This window comes from Salinisphaera orenii subsp. halophila YIM 95161 (genome assembly GCF_003732545.1).
GTDB lineage: Bacteria > Pseudomonadota > Gammaproteobacteria > Nevskiales > Salinisphaeraceae > Salinisphaera > Salinisphaera orenii_A.
On the sequence record NZ_AYKF01000088.1, the window covers coordinates 111,154 to 121,339 of the forward strand.

The window sequence follows — 10,186 nt, forward strand, 5'->3', positions numbered from 1 at the left end:
GGCCGCGGTCGCCAGACTGCACGGCATGGACGAGTTGATCGCTGCCCTGTGCTTCCAGATACCGGCGCCCGCTGACGAAAGCGAGAGCGTCGACGGTTGGCGCGTGCTCATTCCGGCCCCCGATGCCAACGGCATGATCCGCGGCGACGACGGTCGCGCCTGGAAGATGAGCGATCCCGACGCGGTGGTCGCCACCTACACCGGTCCGCGCCCCATCGACGTGAACCACGCCGAGGATCTACAGGCCGCCGCCGGCAACCCCGCGCCGGCGTCCGGCTGGATCGAGGAGATTCGGGCCAACAACGGCGCGATCGAAGGCCGGCTGGCGTTCAACGCCCGCGGCGCCGCCTCCGTGCGCGATCGCGAGTACCGCTACCTCTCGCCGGCGTTCCGGTTTCATCCCGAGACGAAAGAGATCAAGCGGATCGATTCCGCGTCGCTCGTCAACACCCCGAACTTCGCGCTGGCGCTGAACCGGCGCGGCGCACCCGACGCCAACGACAACCCCGAGGCCAACGCTATGGACCTGCTCGCCGAGCTGCGCACAGCGCTCAATCTCAAGGACGACGCGACCGAGGCGGATGCGCTCGCGGCCGTGAAGACCCAGGGCACCGAACTCGAGACCGCCCGCAACCGCCCGACCGATACGCCGCCGCTCGACAAGTTCGTGCCGCGGGGCGACTACGACGCGCTCGAGCAGGCCAAGAACCGCGCCGAGACGCAGCTCGCCGAGCGGGACCAGGCCGATCACAAGGCGAAGGTGGACGCCGCGATCACCGCGGCCAAGGCCGCCGGCAAGATCACGCCGGCGACCGAGGACTACCACCGGGCCAACTGCCGCACGGCCGAGGGCCTGGAGGCGTTCCAGACGTACGTGGCGGCCGCGCCGGAGATCGGCGCCGACACCGGGCTGGACGGCAAGACGCCGGGCAGCGGCGCCGGCGAGGCGCTCACCGACGAGGAGAAGGCCGCCTGCCGCGCGATCGGCGTGGACGAGGCGACGTTCGCCGAACGCCGCGACGCCGACGCGAAGGCCTACGGCTGAGCCGGGCCGCCATCCCTGACTGAATCGAATCCGGAGACGAGCCGATGATTATCACCCCGCAGACCATCAAGGCGCTGTTCACGAATTTTCGCCAGGAGTTCCAGGGGGCGCTGACGGTCGCCCCGTCCGCATGGAACCAGGTGGCGATGATGGTGCCGTCGAGCACGCGCACGAATACCTACGGCTTTCTCGGTCAGTTTCCGCAGCTGCGCGAGTGGGTGGGTGAGCGTGTCATCAAGGACATGGCCGCGCAGAGCTACGCGATCGAGAACAAGACGTACGAGTCGACCGTGGGCATCTCGCGCGACGACATGGAGGACGACAACCTCGGCATCTACTCGCCGATGGTCCAGGAGATGGGCCGCGCGGCGGGCGTGTTCCCCGACGAGAATCTGGTCTTCCCCCTGTTCGACAAGGGGTTCACCACCGCCTGCTACGACGGCCAGAACTTCTTCGACACCGAGCACCCGGTCTACGCCAACACCGACGGTACCGGGTCCGTTACGAGCGTATCGAACTACACCGCCGGCCCGACCGACGGCGATGGCAACCCGACGAATCCGCGCTGGTATCTGCTGGACATGAGCCGCGCGCTCAAGCCGTTCATCTATCAGCGCCGCGAGGCGCCGAACTTCACCCAGATGACCGGCATGACCGACGAAGCCGTGTTCATGGAAAACCAGTTCCGCATGGGCGTACGGGCGCGTGGCAACGGTGGGTTCGGCCTCTGGCAGCTGGCGCACGCCTGTGACCTGGAGCTGACGCCGGACAACTTCCGCACGGTCTACGACCGGATGCGCACGGTGAAGGCCGACGGCGGCCGGCCGCTGGGCATCAACCCGACGCTGCTGGTCTGCCCGCCCGAGCTGGAAAAGCAGGCCGAGCAGATCCTCAAGATCGACACATTGGCCGGCGGTGGCGGCAACCCGAACTACAACAAGGCGGACGTGCTCTCAACGGTCTGGCTCGGATAACGCGCCAGCCGCCCACCGAGTCGCCGTGGGTAGGGGACGCCGCCGAATCCAGGCGTGACCCCGGGGAGAGTCCCGCTCTATTGCAGAGGCCTCTGACCCGCTCGTCTGCCGGTGCGGGACGGATCAGGCGACTACGAGCCGGCACTGATTCCGATGGCTGGGCGGCGCAGCCGAAACCGCGCCGCGAACATGGAGCCACCCGACATGAGCCACACCATCGACGGTTACCGGATCACCGCGACCCGCACGCTGTATCGGCGCGCGGGGCTGGATCTGCGCGCGCCGGTGACGCTGTCGGCCGAGGCGCTGACCGCGGACCAGATCGCAACCCTCAAGGCGGACCCGGTCGTGCATATCGAGCCAGCCGACGTACCGGCCGACGCGGACGCGCCGGCCGACGGTGAGCCGCTCACCCCGGCGGCCACCGCCAAAGAGTTGATCGAGCGAATCAAGCACGTCGAGGACGAAGCCAGCCTGGATGCGCTGGTCGACGGCGGCGAGAACCGCAAGAGCGTGCTCGAGGCGATCAGCGCCCAGCGCGCCACGATCCAGGGCCAGGCTGAGTAACCCCCGATGGCCTATGTGACCGTCCAGGATCTGATCGACCGGCTCGGCGAGGACGAGGTACATGTCCTCGCCGACCGCGATCGCGATGGCGAGCTGGACCAGGCCGCGATCGACGACGCTGCGGCAGATGCCGCGGCCGAGATCGACGCGTACCTGGGCAAGCGCTACACCGTGCCGCTGGATGCGACGAGCGTCCCGCGCATCGTCAAGCGCATCGCCATCGACCTGACGGTCTATCGCCTGGCCGACATCGGCGGCGTCGGCGGCACGGATCCGCGCCGCCAGCGTTACGAGGACGCGATCGCGTTGCTCAAGCGCCTGGCGTCGGGCGAGATCTCGCTCGGGCTCGGCGGCGACGATGGCAATGGCGATGCGGCCGGCGAGTCCACGCCGGAAATCATCGGTGATGCGATCACCGACGAGAACAATCCGCCGCGCATCTTCGGCCGGCGCAACCGCAGCGGGTGGCCGGTATGAGCGGCGCCTTGATCGAACTGGACCGGGCCGACTGGGCCCGTTTCCAGCGGATTCTGGACCGCCTGATCGACGCCAAGCCGCGCGACTTGCTCGAGCAGCTGGTCGGCGGCGTGGAAGGCCAGACCCGCGAGCGCATCGCGCACACCAAGGAGTCGCCGACCGGCGGGCCCTGGCCGCAGTGGTCGGGCCGCTATGCCAGGACACGCCACCGCGGCCAGGCCCTGCTGCAGAGCGAAGGCGATCTGGTTGATTCGATCACCGGCGAGGTCGAATCCGACCGCGCCGAGGTCGGCTCGAATCTGGTCTACGCCGCCACGCACCAGTTCGGCGACGCCGATCGGAACATTCCGGCCCGGCCCTATCTGGGCCTGTCGGCCGAGAACGTCGACGCGCTGGAGTCGCTGACCGAGCACTGGGCGGAGGCGCTGATTCATGGATCTTAAAACGCTCCGTGAAGCGGTCGTAACGCATCTTCAAGCCGCCGTGCCCGACGACGTGCATTGCGACGCGACGCCCGGCCGGTTCGATCTGCGCGAGTTCCAGCGCCGCTCCGTGCGGGCGCCGGCGGTGCGGGTCGCGTGCATGGATATGGATATCGAGCACGTGGGCTCGGGCCTGGGCGTGAGCGCCACGGTCGACATGGCGGCGTTCGTGATCATGGCCGGCGATCGCCACATGGCCGGCGACGAGCGCGCCCTGCTGATTCTGTCCGCCCTGCTGCCGGCCGTTTCGATGGCCACCTGGGGCATCGAATGCGAGCCGGCGATGGACGTGCGCGGCCGCAACCTCTATTCGACCGAGATCGCCGACAAGGCCGGCGTGGCGCTGGCCGCGGTGACCTGGCGTCAGACGATCGAACTGGGCGTCGAGGACATCGCGCCCGGCGATGCCGTGCGCGACGTGTGGATCGGATTCCAGCCCGAAGAATTTCCCGAGGACTACGTCCACGTGATCCACACGGAGGGCAGCGACGATGCCTGATATCGAAACGCGCCTGGCCGACATCGAGCGGCGCATCGCCCGGATGATCCAGACCGGCGTGATCGTCGCGGCGGACTACGACGCGGCCCGCGTGCGCGTGGCCATCGACGCGCGCACCAGCCCCTGGCTGCCCTGGGCGACCCGCCGCGCCGGGCCCGACGTGGACTGGTGGGCGCCGGAAGTCGGCGAGCAGGTCGATTTGCTGTGCCCGAACGGCGAGATGAACGGCGCGCGCGTGATCCCGGCGTTCTATTCCGACCAGGTGCCGGCGCCGGCGAACAGCCCGGCGATCCGGCTGATCCGCTTTGCCAACGGCACGGAGATCGTGCACGACCGCGAAACCAACCGGCTGTCGATCGACACGCCCGACGATATCGACCTGACCGTGGGCGGCAATGTGACCGCAGCGGTTGCGGGCAACGTGACCGAGACGGTGGCCGGATCGGCCGACCTCACCGTGCAGGGCCCGGCCTCGGTCACCGCGCCGAGCGGTCTCACCATTACGGCGCCGCTCACGCGCGTCAATGGCGCGCTGACCGTCACCGGCCTGCTGACCTACTCGGGCGGCCTGAGCGGCTCGGGCGGATCCGGCGCAGCCGCGAAGATCGACGGCGACGTGCAGTCGACCGGCCGCATGGACGCCGATGGCGACGTGACCGCCGGCGGCACCTCGCTACAGCAACACACCCACCCGGGCGACTCGGGTGGCACGACCGGAGGCCCGAAATGATGGCCCAGACCCAGACGACACAGACCTATTACGCGCTCCGGCCGTTTGCGCACGGCGGCTGCGTGATTCCCGCCGGCCAGCCGGTGCGGCTGCATCCGAAGCAGGCCAAGTATCTGCTGGGGTCGCATTTGTCGGCCGAGAAGCCGCCGAACAAGGCCGCGGCGAAGTCCACGACGAAGGGTGACCAGTAATGGCAGCGAGCGATTTCTTCCACGGGATCCAGATCAAGACGGTCACCGACGGGATCCGATCCGTCGAGACGGCGGCCGCGTCGATCATCGGCGTCATCGGCACCGCGCCGGAGGCCGATGACGCGATCTGGCCGATCAATACGCCGGTGCTGGTGCTGGGCGAGTCCGACCTGGACAAGGTGGCCGCGCTCGGTACCGGCGGCACGCTCTACGATGCGATCGACAGCGACATCCTGGGCGTGACCAACGCCACGATCGTGGCGGTGCGCGTGGAGGACGGCGCCGACATCGAGACGACCCAGGCCAACCTGCTGGCGGGCACGGATCCGGACACCGGCAAACGCCAGGGCATCGACGTATTCCGGGCCGCCGAGTCCCAGGTGGGCGCGAAGCCGCGGCTGCTGTGCGCGCCCGGATTCACCCATCAGCGGGCCGAAGACCCGGAGAACAGCGGCAGCTTTTTGGCCAACCCCGTAGCCACGGCGCTGAACAACATGGGCGGCCGGCTGCGGGCGGTGGCCGTGATCGACGGGCCGAACACGAACGACGCGGAGGCTGTGGCCGCCGCCGGCGATTTCGGCAGCAAGCGGGTGTTCCTGCACGACCCGTTCTATACGGTGTTCGATGCCGAATCCGCCGCGTATGTCCAGCGGCCGGCGAGCGCGCGGATCTGCGGGCTGATCGCGCTCAACGACCAGCGCCGCGGCTGGCATACGTCGCCCTCGAACGTGGTCGTGCCGGGCATCTCCGGCCTGGCGCGCGAGATCGATTACGCCGCCGAGGATCCGGACTGCCGGGCCAACTTCCTGAACGCGTCCAACGTGGCCACGACCATCCGGGACGACGGCTTCCGGCTGTGGGGCAACCGCACGACCAGCCAGGATCAGCGCTTCGCCTTCCTGGCGCATGTGCGGATCCAGGACATACTGAACGACAGCCTGGCCGCGGCGCACCGCTGGGCGCGCGATCGCAACATCACGACCACCTACGTGGAGGACGTGACGGGCTCGGTGAACGCGTTCATCGCGCGGCTGAAGGCCGAGCGCCGGATCGCCGGCGGGCGCTGCTATGCGCCGCCGGAGCTCAACAAGCCGGCGGACCAGATGGCCGGGCGCGTGGTATTCGCCTTCGAGTTCAGCCCCTACGGCATCGCCGAGAACATCACGTTCAAGAGCGCGATGGTCAACGACTACCTCGAGGACGTGGTCGCCGACGCGGCCGCGGCCTAACCCACCGGAGGCAACGCAATGCCCAAGATTCGAGACGTACTGCGCGACGTGACGTTCTTCGCCGACGGCGAGAGCTACGCCGGCCAGTGCAACCAGGTGACGCTGCCGAGCCTGCAGCTGCAAACCGAGGAGATGCGCGCCGGCGGCATGGATGCGCCCAAGCAGATGGACATGGGCATGCAGTCACTCTCCGCGAGCGCGCAGTTCAACAACGTGCCGGTCGGGATCATGCGGCTGTTCGGCAAGGACGGCGTGGAGTTCGTGGCCCGGGGCCGGCTGATCACGTCCAACGGCGAGGACAAGGGCGCGACCGCGCGTCTGGTCGGGCGCATCACCGAGGATGCGCCGGGCGACTGGCAGCCGGGCTCGCCGGCGAGCAAGTCGATCACCATCGCGGTGGACGTCTACAAGCTGAGCGTGGACGGCGAGGAAGTCCATCACGTGGATATCGAGAACTACATCCGCGTGATCGACGGCGTCGACATGCTCGAGCGCGCGCGCCAGATCCTGGGCATCGGCTAACGCCGGGCCCGCTCCACCCCACTAGACCGAGGCGACGATGGAACAAGTCAACGATGTGACCGTGCGGTTCGAACGCGACGAGGAGATCGACCGCGAGCAGCTCAAGGTGGCCCTGCCGGCGACGATCGTCGTCGGGTTGATCAGCCCGAAGGAGTTCGGCGGCGAACGCCGCACGGAGCTGACCTTCGAGGAGGCCACCGGCGAGCACATCGAGAAGATCAACAAGGCCGGCAACGAGCGGGCCCAGCACGAGGTGGCGATGCGCGTGATCGGCGAGTGCTGCGGCCTGGGGCCGAACGAGGTGAAGGCTCTGGGCGGCCGCGACATCGCGCGGCTGTCGGATGTGCTCGGCTATTTTTTGGGATCCGAATCGGCCCCGACGGACTCGGCCGGGCGGTAGAGGACGTCCGGGCGGCGATCACGGTGATCGCCTACGTGTTCCATTGGCCGCCCGACTGGCTGATGGACCGCCCGTTTTCGGAGCTCATGGACTGGCGTGATCGCGCGCGGGCGATCCACCAGGAGGCCCACGCCGCGCCCGAGGAGGACTGAACATGGCAGGCGATGCCCAGATGGCCGTGTCGGTGCTGCTCAACGCCCGCGACCGGCTGACCGGCTCGGTGGCTGGGGCCCGGCGCATGACACAGCGCCTGGGCGATACGGTGACGCGCATCGGGCGCAACGCGGGCTTCGACCGGCTGCGGCGGCGCATCGACCGCACCCGCACGGCGGCCGGCGGCCTGGTGCGTTCGGTCGGCCGGGTATCCGGCCGGCTGGCGGCCGTGGCCGGCGGCGCGACGGCGGCGCTGGTGGGCGCGACGACGTCGGTGGCCGATCACGGCGATTCCGTGGCCAAGATGGCCGACCAGTACGGCATCGGGATCGAGTCGCTGCAGGAGTATCAGTTCGCGGCCGAGCGCATGGGCGTGTCGCAGTCCACGTTCAACCAGGGCATCAGCGCGTTCGCCAAGCGCGTGGGCGAGGCGCGCCAGGGCATGGGCCGGCTGCAGAGTCAGCTCAAGGACCAGAACCCCGAGCTGCTGAAGAATCTGAAGAACACGAAGAGCGTCGACGAGGCGCTGCGTCTGTATCTGCAGGCCATCGACCAGGCCCCGGACGCGATCGACAAGACGGCGCTGGCCAGCGCGGGCTTTTCGCGCGGGGCGCAGGATATGTCGCGGATCGTGCGTGACGGCATGGGCGAGGTGGACCGGCTGCGCGAACGCGCCCAGGAACTCGGCGTGGTGTTGTCCGAGGACGCCGCGCGGGATGCCGAGGCCTTTCAGGATTCGATGACGAACATGCAGGGCAGCGTGACCGGGCTGAAGAACCTGGTGGGCGGCGCCCTGCTGCCGGTGATCACCTCGACGATGGACCGGATCACGGCGTACGTGGTGGGCAATCGCGATGCGGTGCGCGACTGGGCCGAGGGCTTCGCCGCCAAGCTGCCGGGCCGGCTGCAGATGCTGCGCGACGGATTCGCGAGCGCGGTCGAGAGCGCGTCGAACCTGATCGACCGGGCGCAGCCGCTGATCGACGTGGTGCGGTCCATCGCGGACCGGTTCGGGGCGATGAACACGGCCGTGGCCGGCGTGGCGGCGATACTGGCCGCGCCCATCCTGGCGCCGCTGGTGAGTCTGACGGCGTCGCTGGTCATGCTGGGCAGCACGACCGTTGGCATCACCGCGAAGCTGCTATCGATGGCCGGGGCCGGCACCGTCGTCAAGGCCGGATTCACCGCGATCGCGGCGGGCATCCGGGCCGCCGGGGCGGCGGTGCTGGCCAACCCGATCGTGGCCACCATCGCGCTCATCGCCGGCGCGGCGTATCTGATCTACCGCAACTGGGACACCATCGCACCGTACGTGCAGGGCGTCTGGGACGCGGTCACGGGCATTGTGTCGGACGCGCATGCCGCGATCACCGGCTGGCTCGGCTTCGACCCGGTGGCGTGGATGCGGCCGCTGTGGGACGGCATGACGCAATACGTCGGCGGCATCATGGCGGCGATCCGCACGATCGTATCCGGCGATATGTCGGGCATCGGCGATCTGCTTCTGGCGCTGAGTCCGTTGAACATCCTGAAACCGGCGTTCAAGCAAGCCTATGACTGGCTGTCGAGCATCGACTGGTCCGCAGCCGGACGAAAATTGCTGGGCACGGTTGTCGACGGGCTTAAGCGCGCGGGCGGCGCGGCCAAGGATGCGGTGCAAGACTCGCTATCGAAGACCTACGACTGGCTGTCGAATATCGACTGGTCGGCGGCCGGCAAGAAGCTGCTGGGCACGTTCGTTGACGGGCTGACGAGCGCGGGCGGCGCGGTCGTCGACTCCGTCAAGGGGGTGTTCTCGGGCGTAATGGACTACTTCCCCGGATCCGACGCCAAGCGCGGGCCTCTGTCGAATCTGACGCGTTCCGGGCGCGCCCTGCCGGCGACCTTCGCCGGCGGCGTGGCCGACAACGGGCGGGCGCTTGTGGGCGCCGTGGACCGGGTGATGGCTGCCGCGAACGACTCGCTGGCCACGCCGCTACGCGGGCCGACCATCGAGGCCGGCAACGCGGCCGTGGCACCGGGCCGGGCCCCGGCGCCACCCCGCCCGGCCCGCGCGGCCGAACGCGCCGTCGAAGGCGCGCGCGTGGTGCCGTTGCGCCTGCCGGCGGCCGCGCAGATGCCGGCAGCCGAGGCGGCGATCGACGGATTGGCCGAGCGCCTGACGCGGGCCATACCGGCGCCGGCGGCCAGTCACACCACCGAGCGCGAGCGGGTAGTCGAACGCGAGGCGGCGCGCGAACAGCCCCGGGCGGCGCTGCTGGGCGCGGCCGGTGGCGGTACCGCGCCGGCCGAGGGCCGGGCGCGGACCCGCCGGGGTGTTCACGTCGAACGGGTGGAGTTCGCACCGCAGGTGACGATCCAGGCGGGCGAGGAGGCCTCGGCCGTGGACATCGCCGACGAGTTCGACCGCCGGATGGCCGGCTGGCGCGATGCCGACCTGTGGGGCGGCGTGCAGGATTTGCCTGGGGAGGATGCCTGATGCGTCACGAGCGACTTTTTCAGCCGCCGAGGCGCTGGGAGGGCTCGGCGGCGTCGTGCCGGCAAATCGCCTCGCACCAGCACATGCCTGGGAAGGAGGGCTAGCAGTGGCGGACATCATTACGGATCTGCGCCGCGGGGCGCGCCGCGTGACGGACACGGGCCTGGGCCCGCTGGCGACCCAGATGCCCACGCGCGAGCGCGTGATGATGATGCTGGGGCAGTTCATGTTCTCGGTCGCCTCGGCCGCGCCGCAGCAGGTGGGGCGCCGGGCGCGTTATCGCTGGCCGGCGCAGCACGTCATCGGCCGCCGGCCGGTGCTGCAGCACACCGGACCCGGCGAGGAGTCGTTCACGCTGCCAGGGCGGATCTATCCGCACTACAAGGGCGGGCTGCGCCAGCTCGACGCGATGCGCGAGCTGGCGGGCCTGGGCGACGT

Annotated in this window: 14 protein-coding genes; all 14 read left to right on the forward strand. The window is 69.4% G+C overall.

Annotation, left to right across the window (positions count from 1 at the left end; all coding sequences use genetic code 11):
- The first annotated feature begins 25 nt into the window (after positions 1 to 25).
- Positions 26 to 1,045, forward strand: coding sequence for a phage protease (locus SAHL_RS10785; protein WP_123591420.1), 1,020 nt, complete (start codon positions 26 to 28; stop codon positions 1,043 to 1,045).
- A gap of 44 nt (positions 1,046 to 1,089) precedes the next feature.
- Positions 1,090 to 2,019, forward strand: a complete 930-nt coding sequence (locus SAHL_RS10790; RefSeq protein ID WP_123591421.1) for a Mu-like prophage major head subunit gpT family protein — start codon at positions 1,090 to 1,092, stop codon at positions 2,017 to 2,019.
- 204 nt (positions 2,020 to 2,223) lie between these two features.
- Positions 2,224 to 2,586: an HI1506-related protein gene (locus SAHL_RS10795; RefSeq protein WP_123591422.1), complete on the forward strand. Its 363-nt coding sequence runs from the start codon at positions 2,224 to 2,226 to the stop codon at positions 2,584 to 2,586.
- Positions 2,587 to 2,592: 6 nt separating this feature from the next.
- Complete coding sequence (locus SAHL_RS10800; RefSeq protein WP_123591423.1) at positions 2,593 to 3,063, forward strand: gp436 family protein; 471 nt, start codon at positions 2,593 to 2,595, stop codon at positions 3,061 to 3,063.
- On the forward strand, positions 3,060 to 3,506 hold the full coding sequence (locus SAHL_RS10805; RefSeq protein ID WP_123591424.1) for a phage virion morphogenesis protein: 447 nt from the start codon (positions 3,060 to 3,062) through the stop codon (positions 3,504 to 3,506). The genes SAHL_RS10800 and SAHL_RS10805 overlap by 4 nt, the downstream gene beginning before the upstream one ends.
- On the forward strand, positions 3,496 to 4,044 hold the full coding sequence (locus SAHL_RS10810) for a hypothetical protein (protein ID WP_148045549.1): 549 nt from the start codon (positions 3,496 to 3,498) through the stop codon (positions 4,042 to 4,044). Before SAHL_RS10805 ends, SAHL_RS10810 begins: the two co-directional genes overlap by 11 nt.
- The gene (locus tag SAHL_RS10815) at positions 4,037 to 4,774 is read left to right on the forward strand and encodes a phage baseplate assembly protein V (RefSeq protein WP_123591426.1); all 738 of its coding nucleotides are present in this window, start codon (positions 4,037 to 4,039) and stop codon (positions 4,772 to 4,774) included. The genes SAHL_RS10810 and SAHL_RS10815 overlap by 8 nt, the downstream gene beginning before the upstream one ends.
- Positions 4,774 to 4,965 (forward strand): hypothetical protein, encoded by a 192-nt coding sequence (locus tag SAHL_RS10820; RefSeq protein WP_148045550.1) that lies wholly within the window; start codon positions 4,774 to 4,776, stop codon positions 4,963 to 4,965. The genes SAHL_RS10815 and SAHL_RS10820 overlap by 1 nt, the downstream gene beginning before the upstream one ends.
- Positions 4,965 to 6,194: a phage tail sheath subtilisin-like domain-containing protein gene (locus SAHL_RS10825; RefSeq protein ID WP_123591428.1), complete on the forward strand. Its 1,230-nt coding sequence runs from the start codon at positions 4,965 to 4,967 to the stop codon at positions 6,192 to 6,194. The genes SAHL_RS10820 and SAHL_RS10825 overlap by 1 nt, the downstream gene beginning before the upstream one ends.
- Positions 6,195 to 6,212: 18 nt before the next feature.
- Positions 6,213 to 6,716, forward strand: coding sequence for a phage major tail tube protein (locus SAHL_RS10830; RefSeq protein ID WP_123591429.1), 504 nt, complete (start codon positions 6,213 to 6,215; stop codon positions 6,714 to 6,716).
- A 37-nt stretch (positions 6,717 to 6,753) separates the two neighbouring features.
- Positions 6,754 to 7,116, forward strand: coding sequence for a phage tail assembly protein (locus tag SAHL_RS10835; RefSeq protein WP_123591430.1), 363 nt, complete (start codon positions 6,754 to 6,756; stop codon positions 7,114 to 7,116).
- A 23-nt stretch (positions 7,117 to 7,139) separates the two neighbouring features.
- Entirely contained in the window at positions 7,140 to 7,268 is a 129-nt protein-coding gene (locus tag SAHL_RS10840; RefSeq protein WP_221177925.1) for a GpE family phage tail protein, read from the forward strand.
- A 2-nt stretch (positions 7,269 to 7,270) separates the two neighbouring features.
- Positions 7,271 to 9,748 (forward strand): phage tail tape measure protein, encoded by a 2,478-nt coding sequence (locus SAHL_RS10845; RefSeq protein ID WP_123591431.1) that lies wholly within the window; start codon positions 7,271 to 7,273, stop codon positions 9,746 to 9,748.
- Positions 9,749 to 9,854: 106 nt separating this feature from the next.
- Positions 9,855 to 10,186, forward strand: a 332-nt coding sequence (locus SAHL_RS10850; RefSeq protein WP_184947628.1) for a phage tail protein, incomplete at its 3' end; no start/stop codon positions are given.